Source organism: Actinoplanes sp. NPDC048791 (genome assembly GCF_040650095.1).
GTDB lineage: Bacteria > Actinomycetota > Actinomycetes > Mycobacteriales > Micromonosporaceae > Actinoplanes.
In genome coordinates this window covers 22,724-36,202 of record NZ_JBEZGQ010000008.1, presented here as the reverse complement: position 1 = coordinate 36,202, position 13,479 = coordinate 22,724, and the positions used below count along the sequence as shown (strand labels likewise).

The 13,479-nt window shown below is 70.5% G+C and carries 16 protein-coding genes and 1 pseudogene; 11 read left to right on the top strand and 6 right to left on the bottom strand.

The window, feature by feature from the left end:
• The 4 genes and pseudogenes from AB0C29_RS01905 to AB0C29_RS01890 all read left to right on the top strand — a co-directional run.
• Window positions 1–529 (top strand): annotated as a pseudogene (locus AB0C29_RS01905) (hypothetical protein); the annotation flags it as partial.
• Window positions 530–598: 69 nt separating this feature from the next.
• Complete coding sequence (locus AB0C29_RS01900; RefSeq protein ID WP_360814000.1) at window positions 599–2,383, top strand: NHL domain-containing thioredoxin family protein; 1,785 nt, start codon at window positions 599–601, stop codon at window positions 2,381–2,383.
• Window positions 2,384–2,435: 52 nt separating this feature from the next.
• On the top strand, window positions 2,436–3,113 hold the full coding sequence (locus tag AB0C29_RS01895; RefSeq protein WP_360813998.1) for a hemolysin III family protein: 678 nt from the start codon (window positions 2,436–2,438) through the stop codon (window positions 3,111–3,113).
• A gap of 7 nt (window positions 3,114–3,120) precedes the next feature.
• A complete protein-coding gene (locus AB0C29_RS01890; RefSeq protein ID WP_360813995.1) occupies window positions 3,121–3,936 on the top strand; it encodes an alpha/beta hydrolase in 816 nt (271 codons plus the stop codon).
• Here AB0C29_RS01890 and AB0C29_RS01885 read toward each other — a convergent pair.
• A complete protein-coding gene (locus tag AB0C29_RS01885; RefSeq protein ID WP_360546834.1) occupies window positions 3,918–4,274 on the bottom strand; it encodes a helix-turn-helix domain-containing protein in 357 nt (118 codons plus the stop codon). The two genes, AB0C29_RS01890 and AB0C29_RS01885, sit on opposite strands and share 19 nt — an antisense overlap.
• 131 nt (window positions 4,275–4,405) lie before the next feature.
• On the opposite strand from AB0C29_RS01885, the gene AB0C29_RS01880 reads away from it, so the two are divergent.
• Window positions 4,406–5,251 (top strand): SDR family oxidoreductase, encoded by an 846-nt coding sequence (locus tag AB0C29_RS01880; protein ID WP_360813993.1) that lies wholly within the window; start codon window positions 4,406–4,408, stop codon window positions 5,249–5,251.
• A 63-nt stretch (window positions 5,252–5,314) separates the two neighbouring features.
• On the opposite strand, the gene AB0C29_RS01875 is transcribed toward AB0C29_RS01880, so the two are convergent.
• On the bottom strand, window positions 5,315–5,611 hold the full coding sequence (locus AB0C29_RS01875) for a DUF6458 family protein (protein ID WP_360546830.1): 297 nt from the start codon (window positions 5,609–5,611) through the stop codon (window positions 5,315–5,317).
• Window positions 5,612–5,714: 103 nt separating this feature from the next.
• Between AB0C29_RS01875 and AB0C29_RS01870 the strand changes: the two genes are divergently transcribed.
• Complete coding sequence (locus AB0C29_RS01870) at window positions 5,715–6,230, top strand: histidine phosphatase family protein (protein ID WP_360813991.1); 516 nt, start codon at window positions 5,715–5,717, stop codon at window positions 6,228–6,230.
• A 59-nt stretch (window positions 6,231–6,289) separates the two neighbouring features.
• On the opposite strand, the gene AB0C29_RS01865 is transcribed toward AB0C29_RS01870, so the two are convergent.
• Complete coding sequence (locus AB0C29_RS01865) at window positions 6,290–8,143, bottom strand: acyl-CoA dehydrogenase (RefSeq protein ID WP_360813990.1); 1,854 nt, start codon at window positions 8,141–8,143, stop codon at window positions 6,290–6,292.
• 260 nt (window positions 8,144–8,403) lie between these two features.
• Here AB0C29_RS01865 and AB0C29_RS01860 point away from each other — a divergent pair, with 260 nt between their 5' ends.
• Window positions 8,404–8,592, top strand: a complete 189-nt coding sequence (locus tag AB0C29_RS01860) for a hypothetical protein (RefSeq protein ID WP_360813988.1) — start codon at window positions 8,404–8,406, stop codon at window positions 8,590–8,592.
• On the opposite strand, the gene AB0C29_RS01855 is transcribed toward AB0C29_RS01860, so the two are convergent.
• The gene (locus AB0C29_RS01855) at window positions 8,589–9,716 is read right to left on the bottom strand and encodes a PP2C family protein-serine/threonine phosphatase (protein ID WP_360813986.1); all 1,128 of its coding nucleotides are present in this window, start codon (window positions 9,714–9,716) and stop codon (window positions 8,589–8,591) included. The two genes, AB0C29_RS01860 and AB0C29_RS01855, sit on opposite strands and share 4 nt — an antisense overlap.
• A 101-nt stretch (window positions 9,717–9,817) precedes the next feature.
• Here AB0C29_RS01855 and AB0C29_RS01850 point away from each other — a divergent pair, with 101 nt between their 5' ends.
• The 3 genes from AB0C29_RS01850 (at window position 9,818) to AB0C29_RS01840 (ending at window position 11,692) form a co-directional block, all read left to right on the top strand.
• Window positions 9,818–10,366: a phosphoribosyltransferase gene (locus tag AB0C29_RS01850; protein ID WP_360813984.1), complete on the top strand. Its 549-nt coding sequence runs from the start codon at window positions 9,818–9,820 to the stop codon at window positions 10,364–10,366.
• 65 nt (window positions 10,367–10,431) lie between these two features.
• A complete protein-coding gene (locus tag AB0C29_RS01845; RefSeq protein ID WP_360813982.1) occupies window positions 10,432–10,737 on the top strand; it encodes an SCO4225 family membrane protein in 306 nt (101 codons plus the stop codon).
• Window positions 10,738–10,759: 22 nt separating this feature from the next.
• Window positions 10,760–11,692 (top strand): phosphotransferase, encoded by a 933-nt coding sequence (locus AB0C29_RS01840; protein WP_360813980.1) that lies wholly within the window; start codon window positions 10,760–10,762, stop codon window positions 11,690–11,692.
• A 21-nt stretch (window positions 11,693–11,713) separates the two neighbouring features.
• Here the strand turns inward: AB0C29_RS01840 and AB0C29_RS01835 are convergent, their stop codons facing one another.
• Both AB0C29_RS01835 and AB0C29_RS01830 read right to left on the bottom strand, forming a co-directional pair.
• Entirely contained in the window at window positions 11,714–11,995 is a 282-nt protein-coding gene (locus AB0C29_RS01835; protein ID WP_360813978.1) for a YciI family protein, read from the bottom strand.
• A 110-nt stretch (window positions 11,996–12,105) separates the two neighbouring features.
• Window positions 12,106–12,849, bottom strand: a complete 744-nt coding sequence (locus tag AB0C29_RS01830) for a hypothetical protein (RefSeq protein WP_360813976.1) — start codon at window positions 12,847–12,849, stop codon at window positions 12,106–12,108.
• A 168-nt stretch (window positions 12,850–13,017) separates the two neighbouring features.
• Here AB0C29_RS01830 and AB0C29_RS01825 point away from each other — a divergent pair, with 168 nt between their 5' ends.
• A complete protein-coding gene (locus AB0C29_RS01825) occupies window positions 13,018–13,398 on the top strand; it encodes an ester cyclase (protein ID WP_360813974.1) in 381 nt (126 codons plus the stop codon).
• Window positions 13,399–13,479: the final 81 nt, after the last annotated feature.

Below are 13,479 nucleotides of genomic sequence, written 5' to 3'. Positions count from 1 at the left end.
GGACGCCACCCAGCCGTTCGGGGACCGCCCGCGGATGGGTGGTGTCTTCCCGGGGCCGGCCAGCCGGGCCACGGTGACGCCGCCCGGCCCGGAGCAGACCGCTTCCTGGCCCGGACGGCCCGAAGGGGACGCTGACCAGGGCCGGTTCGACTCGTTCAAGGCGGATGCGCCGGAGATCGTGCCGACCGAGGTGGCCAAGCCGGAGACGCCGCACGTCCGGATGCTGCCGGTGATTCTCGGTGTCATTCTCGGCGCCGGCCTGATCGTCGGTCTGACGCTGGGCGTGACCTGGCTGATCGCCCGCGGTTCGCATGACGGGGGCAACGCCGGCTTCTCGGTGAGTGCCGGTGACTGCGTCAAGCGCAACGGCAACGAGGCGGTCACTGCCAACTGCAGCGATGCCGGGTCGTTCGAGGTGACGGCGATCGTCGACACCAAGGAGCAGTGCCCGGACCCGAACCAGCCGTACGTGGTCAACCCGACCGACAACGGCCGCAGTCAGGTGCTCTGCCTCAAACCACGGCCCTGATGATGTGACGTGCGCGAAGCGCGACCACCCCGGACCTGGGGTGGCCCGCGCGTCGGGCACGATGGGTTCATGACCGCGCGCGTACGGGCCCCCGAGCTGCGGGGCCGGGGCTGGCTGAACACCGGTGGCCGTTCTCTGACCCTGGCCGACCTGCGCGGCAAGGTGGCGATCCTCGATTTCTGGACGTTCTGCTGCATCAACTGCCTGCACGTCCTGGACGAGCTGCGCCCCCTCGAGGAGAAGTACGGCGACGTCCTCGTCATCATCGGCGTGCACTCGCCGAAGTTCGAGCACGAGCGGGACCCGGCCGCCCTGGCCGCGGCCGTCGAACGGTACGGCGTGCACCACCCCGTCCTGGACGACGCCGACATGCACATGTGGCAGCAGTACGCCGCCAAGGCCTGGCCCACCCTCTCGGTGATCGACCCCGAGGGTTACGTCGTCGCCTCGATGGCCGGCGAGGGTCACGCCGAGGGCCTGACGCGCCTGCTGGACGAGCTCATCGCCACTCACGAGGCGAAGGGCACGCTGCACCGCGGCGACGGCCCGTACGTGCCGCCGGCCGCCGCCGACACCCTGTTGCGTTTCCCCGGCAAGGCCGTCGAGCTGCCGAACGGCAACCTGCTCGTCTCCGACTCGGCCCGCCACTCGCTGGTCGAGCTGACCGCTGACGGCGAGTCGCTGGTGCGCCGGTTCGGCACGGGTGAGCGTGGCCGCACCGACGGCCCGGCCGAGGTCGCGAGCTTCTCCGAGCCTCAGGGCCTCTGCCTGCTCCCCGCGGGCACCGCCGACTACGACGTGGTCGTCGCCGACACGGTCAACCATCTGCTGCGCGGCCTGCGGCTGGAGACCGGCGAGGTCATCACTGTTGCCGGCACCGGCCGGCCGTGGCGGTCCGCGGCCGACGACGGTGTGGCGCTCTCCTCGCCCTGGGACGTGGCGTGGTTCGAGGGTCAGGTGATCGTCGCGATGGCCGGCATCCACCAGCTCTGGTGGTTCGACCCGGCCACCGGCGGCTCCGGCGTGTACGCGGGCACCACCGTCGAAGCCCTGCGCGACGGCAAGCTCCCCGACGTGTGGATGGCGCAGCCCTCGGGCCTGTCCGCGGCCGGTGACCGGCTCTGGATCGCCGACAGCGAGACGTCGGCGCTGCGCTGGGTCGAGGCCGGTGAGCTGCACACCGCGGTCGGGCAGGGCCTGTTCGACTTCGGCCACGTGGACGGGCCGGCCGCCGAGGCGTTGCTGCAGCATCCGCTGGGCGTGTGCGGGTTGCCGGACGGCTCGGTGCTGATCGCCGACACCTACAACGGCGCCGTCCGGCGTTTCGATCCGGCCACCGGCGAGGTGTCCACGGTGGATTCGGGTCTGAGCGAGCCGAGCGACGTCCTGCTCACCCGGACCGGTGCGGTGTTCGTGGTCGAGTCCGGCGCCCACCGCCTGGTGCGGCTCGCGCCGGGCGCGGTCCGTACGGTCGCCGGCGAGCGACACCGCACCGAGCGCCCGCCGTCGTCGCTGGCGCCGGGCGAGGTGACCTTGGATGTGGTCTTCACCCCGGCCCCGGGGCAGAAGCTGGACACGTCGTTCGGCCCGTCGACCCGCCTGGTGGTCTCCGCCTCGCCGCCGGAGTTGCTGCTGGAGGGCGAGGGCACGTCCACCGACCTGTCCCGCCGGCTGGTGCTCAACCCGGCCGTCCCCAAGGGGATCTTGCAGGTGGTGGCCCAGGCCGCCACCTGTGACGCGGACGTGGAGCACGCCGCGTGTCACCTCACCAGGCAGGACTGGGGTGTCCCGGTGCTGGTGGAGCCGGGTGCGGCGGCCCGGCTGCCGCTGATCCTTCGCGGCCTCGACAGCTGAGGTGAGCCGCTTCACTACCCGCCAGTAACCTACGGTGCCGTAGCCTGGAGCCGTGACGACCGAAGCCCCGTTCCAGATGAAGCCTGCCGACATCGGCAAGCCGCGTTTGCGCGGCCGGCTGCACCAGTACGCGTTCTTCGTCGCGTTGATCTGCGGCGTTGTGCTCTGTTCGATCGCCGCGACCCGTCCCGGCATCGCACCCTTCGTGAGCACCCTGATCTACAGCATCACGGTGTGCGGTCTCTTCGGCATCAGCGCGCTCTACCACCGCCGCCAGTGGGGTGAGCGCGGCTATCAGATCATGCGGCGCCTGGACCACTCGATGATCTTCATCTTCATCGCGGGCACCTACACGCCGTTCTGCGTCCTGCTGCTGGAGCGCGACAAGGCGACCCTGCTGCTCACGCTGATCTGGACCGGCGCCGTCGGTGGCGTGGCCCTCAAGAGCATCTGGCCGCACCTGCCCCGCTGGGTGGGCGCGCCGCTGTACCTGGCGCTGGGCTGGGGCGCGGTGGCCATCCTGCCGGACATCCTGCACAACGGCGGCGTGGCCGACCTGGTGCTGCTGGCGGCCGGTGGGGTCATCTACAGCGCCGGCGCGGTCTTCTACGCCATGCGCCGCCCGAACCCGTGGCCGGACGTCTTCGGCCACCACGAGTTCTTCCACGCCTGCACGCTGCTGGCCGCCCTCTGCCACCACATCGCGATCTACTTCGCGCTCTACGCGTAGGGACCCCATGGAGTTCGACCTCGAGCTCGGCGACGGCCGCACCCTGCACGCGTACGACACGGGCGGGGACGGCACGCCGGTCTTCTGGTTCCACGGCACCCCGAATCTCGGCGCGCCGCCCGTACCGCTGATGCGCGACGGGATCCGCTGGCTCGCGTACGACCGGCCCGGTTACGGCGGCTCCACCCCGCGCCCGGGCCGGGACATCGCGTCGGCCGCCGGGGATGTCGCGGCCGTCGCGGACGAACTCGGCCTCGACCGCTTCGCCGCCATGAGTCATTCCGGTGGTGGCCCGCACGCCCTGGCCTGCGCCGCCCTGCTGCCGGACCGGGTGACCGCAGTGGCGACCCTCTCCGGGCTGGCTCCCTACGGCGCCGAGGGGTTGGACTGGTTCGCCGGGATGGCCCCCTCCAGCCTCGCCTCCCTGCGCGCGGCGGCCCAGGGCCGGGCCGCCAAAGAGCACCACGAGGCCACGGTCACCGACGCCGAGCCCGGCTTCACCGATCGTGACCAGGCCATGTTCGCCGGCGAGTGGTCCTGGATCCTGGACGTGGTGCACCCGGCGCTGGCCGCCGGCCCGGCCGCGCTGATCGACGACGATCTGGCCTACGTCGCGCCGTGGGGCTTCGACCCGGCCACCATCACCGCTCCGCTGCTGGTCGTGCACGGCGGCGCGGATCTGATGGTGCCGAGCTCGCACGGCGTCTGGCTCGCCGGGCACTGTCCCACCGCCGAGCTGTGGCTGCGTCCGGAGGACGGGCACATCTCGATCCTGACCTCCGCGAAAGCGGCGCTGGAGTGGCTTCAGTCCCGCGCGTCGTAGGCGTGACGGGCCTCGATCACGTCCGCGATGTGCTTCTCCGCCCATTCTTGCAGCGCGTCGACCAGGCTCAGCAGGCTGCGCCCGAGGGAGGTCAGGGCGTAGTCGACGCGCGGCGGGACGACGGGGTAGACCGTGCGGGTGACCAGGCCGTCGCGTTCCAGGGCGCGCAGGGTCTGGGTCAGCATCTTGGGGCTGATGCCGGAGATGCGGTGACTGAGTTCGGTGTAGCGCATCGCGCCGTCGGCCAGCGATGCGACGATCAGCACGCTCCAGGCGTCACCGATGCGGTCCAGCAGCTGACGGCTGGGGCAGTTCTTGGCGTACACGTCGGCTTCCACCAGGGAACTATCCCTCAGGTGTGTACTGCACTTCAAGGTGCTCTCTATCTCATGGGAAGTAAGCCTCGAGCTGCGCAGTTGTGCCAGGGGACGGTCGACCGGCCGTCGGAAACGCTTGTTGAGGAGTTCGCATGACCATCGTCGTCACCGGCGCCACCGGGCATTTCGGCCGCCACGCCGTCGAGTCCCTGCTCTCGCGCGGTGTGCCCGCCGACCAGATCGTGGCGATCGGCCGCAGCACCGAGAAGATCCAGGACCTCGCCGACCGTGGCGTACGCGTCCAGTACGCCTCGTACGACGAGCCGGAGTCCCTGCGCAAGGTCTTCGCGGGCGCCGACAAGCTGCTCTTCGTCTCGGCCAGCGAGCCCGGCAAGCGCATCCCGCAGCACCAGAACGTGGTCGACGCGGCCAAGGACGCCGGCATCGGCCTGATCGTCTACACCAGCGCGCCGCACGCCGACTCGTCCGGCATGATCCTGGCCACCGAGCACCTCGCCACCGAGCAGGCCCTCGCCGCGGCCGGCATCCCGTCGGTGATCCTGCGCAACGGCTGGTACCTGGAGAACTACGACCTGCGCGGTGCTCTCGAGCACGGCCTGGTCGGTGCCGCCGGCGACGGCAAGCTCAGCCTGGCCACCCGGGCGGATCTGGCCGAGGCGGCGGCCGCGGCGGTGCTCGCGGACAAGCACGACAAGCAGGTGTACGAGCTGGGCGGCGAAGGCGTCACGCTGGCCGAGCTCGCCGCCGAGGTCTCCCGCCAGTCCGGCCGCGAGGTCACGTACACCAACCTGCCGCAGGACAAGTACGTCGAGTTCCTGGTCGGCGTCGGACTGCCGGAGGGCTTCGCCGCCGTCCTGGCCGACTCGGACCACCACGCCGCCTCCGGTGCGCTCTACACCGGCACCGAGGACCTGGCCTACCTGCTCGGCCGCCCGGCCACCCCGCTGGCCGACGGGGTCCGCGCGCAGCTGGCCTGATCCAGCCTCCGGGTACGACGAAGGGAGTGCCACCGGCGCGGTGGCACTCCCTGTCGCCTGCTGTCAGGCGCCGTACGGCGGCGGGGGCGGGGGCTCGCGACGGGTGGTCTCGCGGTACTCCTGCACGACCTCACCGTCACGGTAGGCCGGGTCGTTGGTGACGACCGGCCGCTGCTGCACGGCGGCGGCGGGACGGCGGCGGCTGTTCCAGTACCAGAGCGTGATGGCCAGGCCGATGAGGCCCGCCAGCATGAGTACGTAGCCGACGACGTTGATGTCCAGACCGCTGATGTCCGCGTTGACAGCGAACGCCAGGATCGCTCCCAGCGCGAGTAGGAAAATACTTCCGCCGATGCCCATAAATGGCCTCCCATGGCTCGTGGCTGCCGCACCGAGCCGCGGCAATACGTCGATGGGGGTGTCTACCCAGGCAGCGGATTCCTCAATCAGGCAAGCTGGACACATGACTGTGCGGACGTTGGTCCTGCTGCGGCACGCCAAGGCCGAGACCCCCGGTGAGCTGCCCGATTTCGACCGCCGGCTCACCGAGAAGGGCGACGCCGATGCCGACGCGGCCGGCGCTTGGCTGGCCGACAAACGGCTGCGTCCGGACCTGGTGCTGTGCTCGTCGGCGCGCCGGACGAGGCAGACCTGGCAGGGCGTTTCGGTGGCGCTCGCGCAGGCCGATCCCGAGTCGCCCAGTCCCGAGGTGCACTACGAGCAGCGGCTCTACGACGGCGGCCGCACGGAGGTCATCGATCTGCTCCGGGCCGTGCCCGACGCCGTACGCACAGTGCTGGTCATCGGGCACAACCCCACGATGTCCGATGTGTCGATCCTGCTGCGCCCGTACGACGGGGAGGCGCAGCTGACCGCGATGCGAACCGCCGGGCTGGCCGTGCACCGGGCCGAGGGGCTCTGGTCGCAGACCGAGCCGTTCACGATGCCCCTGATCGGCGAGCACACCGCCCGCGGATAGCCGGAAGCCGGCGGACGTCATTGTCCGCCGGCTTCCGTCATCTCAGGAGAGCGTGAGGATCAGAACGCCTCTTCGGGCAGGTCCATCACGTCGAGGGTGGTGTTCTCGATGATCCGGCGGTCCGAGCCGATGCGGGGCAGCACCTCGCGGGCGAAGAACCGGGCCGCGGCGATCTTGCCCTCGTAGAAGGTCTTGTCGGCCGGGCTCACCTCGGCGCCCAGCGCCTTGAGGGAAGCCTCGGCGCCGCGCAGCAGCAGCCACGAGACGACCACGTCACCCAGGGCGAGCAGCACCCGGCGGGACGTGAGACCGACCTTGTACAGCTCGCGGGTGTCGCCGCCCTGCACCGCCTGCAGCCAGCCCATCTGGATGCCGAGGATGGCCTGCAGCTCGCCGAGCGCCTTGCCGAGCGACGCGCGCTCGACCTTGAGCTGGCCGTTGCCGGCCTCGCTCTCGATGAACTCCTGCATTTCGGTGGCGAGCGCGGCGAGGGCCTGACCCTGGTCCTTGACGATCTTGCGGAAGATCAGGTCCAGGCTCTGGATCGCCGTGGTGCCCTCGTACAGGGTGTCGATCTTGGCGTCGCGGACGTACTGCTCCAGCGGGTAGTCCTGCAGGAAGCCGGAGCCGCCGAAGGTCTGCAGCGACTCGTGGCCGAGCAGCTCGTAAGCCCGCTCCGAGCCGACGCCCTTGACCAGCGGGAGCAGCAGATCGTTGATCCGCTCGGCCAGCTCGGCGCCTTCCTTGTCCCCGGCGGCCTGCGCGATGTAGACCTTGTCCTGCCAGGTGGCCGTGTAGATGACCAGCGAGCGCAGGCCCTCCGCGTACGCCTTCTGCAGCATCAGCGAGCGGCGTACGTCCGGGTGGTGGGTGATCGTGACGCGCGGGGCGGCCTTGTTGGTGTTCTGCACCAGGTCGGCGCCCTGGACGCGGTTCTTGGCGTACTCCAGCGCGTTCAGGTAACCGGTGGAGAGGGTGGCGATCGCCTTGGTGCCGACCATCATCCGGGCGTACTCGATGATCATGAACATCTGCCGGATGCCCTGGTGCACGTCGCCGAGCAGCCAGCCCTGGGCGGGCGCGCCCTCGCCGAAGGTCATCTCGCAGGTGTTGGAGACCTTCAGGCCCATCTTGTGCTCGACGTTGGTGGCGTAGACGCCGTTGCGCTCGCCCAGCTCGCCGGTCTCGGGGTCGAAGTGGAACTTCGGCACGATGAACAGCGACAGGCCCTTGGTGCCCGGGCCGCCGGCGCCCTCGACGCCGACCGGGCGGGCCAGCACGTAGTGGATGATGTTGTCGCTCAGGTCGTGCTCACCCGAGGTGATGAAGCGCTTGACGCCCTCGATGTGCCACGAGCCGTCGGGCTGCGGGATGGCCCGGGTGCGGCCGGCGCCGACGTCGGAGCCGGCGTCGGGCTCGGTGAGCACCATCGTCGAGCCCCACTGCTTGTCGACGAAGAGCTTCGCCCACTTCTTCTGCTCCTCGGTGCCCTCGACGTGCACGACGTGCGCGAAGGAGGGACCGGACGAGTACATCCAGACCGGGGCGTTGGAGCCCAGGATCTGCTCGGCGATCGCCCACCACAGCGCGCGCGGGGCGAGGGTGCCACCCAGCGCCTCGGGCAGGTCGAGGCGCCAGAACTCGGACGCCATGAACGCGGCGTACGACTTCTTGAAGGCCTCGGGCAGATCCGCGGTGTTCGTCGCCGGGTCGAAACGCGGCGGGTTGCGGTCGGCCTCGATGTAGCTGGCCGCGAGGTCCTCGCGAGCAAGGCGGTTGACCTCCGCGAGCACGTCGCGTGCGGTCTCGGCGTCGATGCCGTCGAACGGCGCCTGGCCGAAAGCACGATCCGCCCCGAAGACCTCGAAGAGGTTGAACTCGAGGTCGCGCAGGTTGCTCTTGTAGTGACTCATGTGTTCTTGGCCCCGCTCTCCGGACGCGAGTTACCCGTCAGTAACCAACACTGTATTACCCATGGGTAGGGCCCGACAAGTCCGCTTCGATCATTTGCTGTCCGTCGGGTTGGGGGTCAAACGTCTCCGATCAGGTGGCAACCGGGGCAACCGTTCGGTCATTTGCAAGTCGCCGCGCCGCCGGGACGTATCGACGGGCCCAGCCCGTCGTTGCTCCGGATGTACGCGACGCACCGTACGCCCGACCCGGGGAGGTCAGCATGTTCGCCACGATCAAGAGTCTGATTCCGGAGCCCCGCCAGGCAGACCAGCCGCGCCACTATGTGGGGCGGCACCGTCAGCCGGAGACGATCGCCGCACGCGCCGCGGTTGCCGTGGTAGCTGTGCCGGCAGCCGAGGCGCAGACGCCTGAGACCGCGCCGGCCGTGCCGGACCAGACCGAGGACTAGCTTCCCGCGGCGCCGACCTCCCAGCTCGGCATGGCCACGGACGCACTGCCGTCCGGGCCCGTGTACTCCAGCAGCACCAGGGCGATGTCGTCCTCCAGCTGGCCGTGCACCCAGTCGACCAGGGCGGTCTCGAGCGACGCCAGGCCGTCCCCGACCGTGCCGTGGCCCAGCAGCCGCCACGCCCGGTCCGCGGTCGGGAAGAACTCGCCGTCCCGGCGCGCCTCGCCCAGGCCGTCGGTGAACAGCAGCAGCCGGTCCCCCGGCTCCAGCCGCTCCACCCGGGGCCGGGCCACCGGCATGAACCCCAGGGGCGGCGCCGGCGCCGGCGGATCGAGCGCGATGACCTGCCCACGCCGCAGCAGCAGCGGGGCCGGGTGTCCACAGTTGACGATGGTCAGCGTGCCACCCCGCTCCTCGACCAGCGCGGCGGTCACGAAGTCCTCGTCGCCCACGCTACGGGCCACCGCCCGGTCCAGGTCCGTGACGATGGACCGCAGGTCGGCCCGCTCGAACGCCACGTGCCGGTACGAGCCCAGCACGATGCTGGCCAGCCGTACCGCGTCCAGGCCCTTGCCCCGCACATCGCCGATGATGATCCGTACGCCGTACGGGGTGTCCAGGGCCTCGTAGAGGTCTCCGCCGATGTCCGCCGCGGCCGACGCCGAGATGTAGCGGCCCGCCACCGCGAGGTTGCCGACCTGCGGGCCGAGCGGGCGCAGCACCGCCTGCTGGGCGACCGCCGCCAAGCGCAGCAACTCGGCGATCCGGTTGTCCTTGCGCTGCCGGATGGTCGCGACCGCGGCGGCGATCCCGGTGGCCAGTGTGATGCCGACCACGTTGACCATCCCGACGGTGTCGAAGCGCCCGTCGGTGCCGGCGAAGACCATCCCGACGATCGTCGCGATCGCGCCGACGGCGAGCACGGTCTGCCAGTAGGCGAACACGGCGGCCAGGAACGGCACGGCGGCGTAGAGCCCGACGAAGTTGGCCTGCGGGCCGTCCGCGATCTCCACGCCCGACACGACAACGAGCAGCACGAGGGCCGCGCCGAGGCCGGCGCGGGATGCTGGGCTGAGCGGGCGGCGGCCCGCCGGGAGAATCGGCATGGGTACGCCGAACAGCATGCCTGATGCACGTGGGCGGCTGCATCAACTTGACCCCTAGTCTGAGCGGGTTCTGCCCACTCGGCGCCGGGGTACCGCGCCCGCGGTGACACCATGGCGCTGTGGCATCCGACCTGCGTGACCGGCTTCGCGCCGGATTCCGTTGGACCGACCCCGGTCCGGGCACCGATCTGCTCGTCAGCGACCGCTCCGGCTGGTGGCGGGACCCGCTGGTGCTCGACGAGCTCGGTCCGGGACTGGCCGGACTATTTCCGGACGCCACGCCCACGGTGGTGGTCTCGCCGGAGGTGACCGGCTTCCTCGTCGGCCCGCTGGTGGCCCGTGCACTGAGGGTGGGCTTCGTGGAGGCGTACCGGGCGGGGGCGCGGCTGCCGATCGCCGAGCCGATGACGTGGGCGCGGGTGCCGGCCGATCACCGCGGCGCCGGCCAGCAGCTCGGCGTGCGTACCCGATTGATCGGCCCGGCCGACCGGGTGCTGGTGGTCGACGACTGGGCGGTGACCGGCGCCCAGGCCCGGGGTCTGCAGGACCTGATCGCGGCGCTGGGCGCGACGATCACCGGTACGGCGGTCATCGTCGACGAGTGCGACCCGGCGGTCGCCGCCGAGCTGAACATCCGAGGGCTGCTCACCGGCGCGGATCTGAGCTGAGTACCGGCCTCGCGTGTGTTGCGCGAAGAAGCAGATCGACCGGCGGCCTCACCACGATGGACCGCATGACCAATTTCTTCCTCGGCACCTGGACCACCCGCGTCTACCTGTTCGCCGTCGCGGCCACTTCGGTCATCCTGCTCGGCGGAAACCTCGCCACCGGCAACCACGAGCCGTCATCGGCCGCGGTCTACCTGATCGGCCTCACCGCGCCGGTCTCGATCATCTTCGCGCCGGTCTTCCTGCTCGGCGACGGCTGGCTGGCCATCGCCATGCTGTGGCTCAGCGTGGCAGCCGGCGTCCTGCTCAACACCCTGCTGATCAACACGATCGTGGGCGAGGTCGGCCGGCTCCGCTCGCACCGCGCGTAACCCGGTCTCCCACAATGACCGGGTGCGCGCTTTCGTAACCCCGGCAGACCTGCAAGATCTCGTACGCGACACCTACGGCACCGACCGCCGGCTCCGAGAGTTGTCCCGCCTCGCCGGCGGCACGACCAAAGGCGTTTACCGGCTCACCCTCGACGACGGGTCGACCGTGCTGCTGTACCGCTGGGCGGCGGAGGAGAACTTCTGGCCCGCGCAGACCGGGCTGGACATCGGACCGTTCCAGGCCGATGCGGGGCGTGACGGGTTTGCCCGGTGCCACAAGCTGCTGCGGGACCTCGGGGTGCGCGTACCGGAAATCGTGCTGATGGGTCCGGACCGCGCGCTGGTCGAGGACGTCCGCGGCGGGACGCTGGAGGCGCTCCTGGAGCGCGACCCGGCTGCCGGGCGCGAGGCCCTCGGTCGGTTGGCCGAGATGCTCCGGACGATGCACAGCCATCAGGCGCCGACCTTCGGCTTCCCCGGAGAGACCCCGGCCGGCTTCGCCTGGCAACGCGGCCTCAACTCGTTGGTCGAGGCGGCGGCCCGGGACCCGCGGATCGCGGCGGTGCGCGGCCGGCTGGAGGAAGAGCTGCATACGCGGCTCGCGGCCGTGCGACCCCGATCCGGGTACGGCCTGATCCACGGCGAACTGGGCCCCGACCACGTCCTGATCGGCCCCGGCGGGGAGCCGGTACTGATCGACATCGAGGCGACGATGTTCTTCGACGTGGAGTGGGAGCACGCGTTCCTGGAGCTGCGTTTCGGTCCGCTCTACCCGGCGTTGCGCACGGTGGAGCTGGATGCGGCGCGGCTGGCGCTTTATCGGCTTGTGCACTACTTGTCGCTGGTGGCCGGGCCGCTGCAGCTCATCGAGGGCGACTTTCCGCATGCGGAGTTCATGCGGGAGATCGCCGAGGGCAACGCGCTGCGCGCCCTCGGCGAGATCGGCGTCAGTTAGGCCTCTGCCAGCCGGCTTGCGTCAGGCGGTCGGGCTTTTCCAGTCGGCGAGGACGCCGCGGGTGGGCTGCCAGCCGGTCGCGGCGTAGTCGGCCAGGCCCTGGCGGACGTAGGGGTCGTCGGCCAGCAGCTCATGCGCCCGGGCCTCGGACTCGACGTCCAGCAGCAGGATGCCACCGACCGGCGGGTCCTGGCGGCCGGCGGAGACCAGTACGCCGGCCCGCTGCAGCTCGTCGACGAAGGCGAGGTGTGCGGTCCGGGCCTCGTCGACCTGCTCGAGCGGGGCGCGATAGGTCGAGATCATCAGGTACACGGTGGTGTCCTCTCAGCCGCGGATAGCTCGCGGCAATCGTACGAGGACGGGCGCGCGGCCGGGTCCTCGCGGGACCCGGCCGTTGCGTCAGTTGCCGATGCTTAGTGCCACCAGCCGCCGGACCGGAAGCCGGTCGACCACTGGTGCTCGGTGCACTGCCGGGCGGTGGCGAAGCGCTGCTCGTCGAGGACGGCGGTCACTCCGGCGTTGTAGGTGCCGAGCCCGAAGCCGATGCCCGTGACGGTCATCCGGGGGTTCTCGGCGACGACCTGCGCGAAGGTCTTGGTGGCCGGGCCACCCGCGGTCTTGGGCAGGCCGGTGATCGTGGTGGAGGACGTCCACAGCGGACCGTCGAGCACGTTCCACTCGGTGCGGACCTTGCGCTGCGGGTTGCCGGCGCCGATCGAGCCCAGGTAGTAGTACGGCTCGAAGATGAGCACACCCTCGCCGGCGGCCGTCTTGACGAAGACGTGGTACGAGGGCAGCGCGGCGTCGTTGACGGTGTTGTTGTCGCCGGCGGTCGTGTCGAGCTTGACGGTCTCGTAGCTCATCTCGGTGACCGTGCTGGCCGCCACCGGCTTGAAGGAGCTGCGCCACGACACCTTGTCGGCGTTGCTGGACCGGGCGGTGGTCAGCTTGACGCCGTCGGTGACGACGGTGGCGGTGGCCGTACCGACCTTGGTGATGCCGGCGATGGTGCTGTGCTTCTCGATCTTGCAAGGCTGGTGCGACGAGGCGCTGGCCGGCTGCGCGTTCACGGCAAGCGCGCCCGAGGCGGCCATCACCAGAGCGGCGGCGAGTACGCGACGCGTGGTGAGGCGGAAGATCGTACCGTTTTGGATCATTTGGGCATTGTAGTGAGTTTGAGGCGTTATCATCCGGCACCATTCCGGGCCGAACGCGCCCCGACGATGCGACCGGGTCGCGTTGGCCTGCCCTTTTGCACTCTCCCGTGATCGCTGCGCTTGGTTGCCCACCGGGCGAGTCCACCCACGGTGGGCCAGGATGGGGTTGTGGACAGCGACGCCGTGCGCGACTTCTACCGGCGGTACCTGGCGTGCTGCAACGATCGCCGGTTCGCGGACCTGGCCGAGTTCGTCGATCCCCAGGTGCGGATCAACGGCATCGACCAGGGCTTCGACCGGTACGTCGCGGGGCTGCGGGCCATGGTGGAGCCGTTCCCCGACTACCGGTGGGAGGTACGGCATCTGCTGGTCGACGGCGACCGGCTGTCCGCCCACTTCACTGACACCGGCGTGCACATGCCGACGGGCCGGGCGATCGACACGCAGGAGTTCGCGGTCTACCGGATCGCCGACGGGAAGATCGTCGAGGTGTGGGGCGCGTGGGTCATGGCCGGCTCGTCGGTGCTGACGCAGCTCCCTGACGCTTGACCGGTCTTGCGAGCACGCAGCCGGCAGGGTGAGGGTGGCCGTTCATGAGCCGCCAGGCGATTGGCCGCCCTCGCCCGTTCT